We start from the raw sequence: 799 nt of genomic DNA on the forward strand, positions 1-799 counted from the left end.
GGCCACCCTGCCCGGCGAGCTGGGCGACATGGGCCAGCGCCTGCACAGCGCCCAGGCCGAGCGCGACTGGGAGCGCTATGGCCGCCTGCTGCGGCAACTCATCGACAAGTACATCCGCACGGTCGAACTGGACACCCCGGCATCGGCGAACGGCGATGCCGCCAAGCTGCGCGACCTGCTGCGCAACACCCTGGATGCGGTGCTGGCCGGCTTGCTGGTACAGGCGCCGGAACTGCAGCAGCACACCGAACGGATGGGTGCCGAACTGCGCCACTGGCAGCCGGGCCAGTCGCTGGCACCGGTGGAGCAGCAGCTGCGCGAGCTGTGCCACCAGGTCGGCGTGCGCAGCGAAGGGCTGCAGGAACAGCACGACCTGCTGCTGAACCTGTTCGATCTGCTGCTGGAAAACATCGCCGAACTGCTCGAGGGCGGCAGCTGGTTGCAGGGGCAGATCAGCGCGGTGCGCCAGTTGCTGGGCGGCCCGCTGGATCGCAGCTCGCTGGAGCACACCCGCAACAACCTGCGGGAGGTGATCTACCGCCAGGGCCTGCTCAAGCAGGGCATCGACGCCTCCAAGACGGCGATGAAGGAGTTGATGATCGATTTCGTCCAGCAGGTGGACGGCATGGCCACCGATACCGGCGATTACCACGACCGTCTGGCCAGTTACGCCATCTCGGTCCGCCAGGCACGCAGCATCGCCGATCTGAGCCAGCTGCTGCAGGACGTGCTGCAGGACACCGCGCGCGTGCAGGCGCAGGCGCTGCGCGCGCGCGACCACCTGGCCAATGCCCGGGCC

1 pseudogene is annotated in these 799 nt (G+C 68.5%); it reads left to right on the forward strand.

The annotated features are described in order from the left end of the window. Positions 1-799 (forward strand): annotated as a pseudogene (locus JCM9942_RS17220) (GGDEF domain-containing protein); the annotation flags it as partial.

The sequence above is a fragment of the Stenotrophomonas pictorum JCM 9942 genome (assembly GCF_001310775.1).
Taxonomy (GTDB): Bacteria; Pseudomonadota; Gammaproteobacteria; order Xanthomonadales; family Xanthomonadaceae; genus Stenotrophomonas; species Stenotrophomonas pictorum.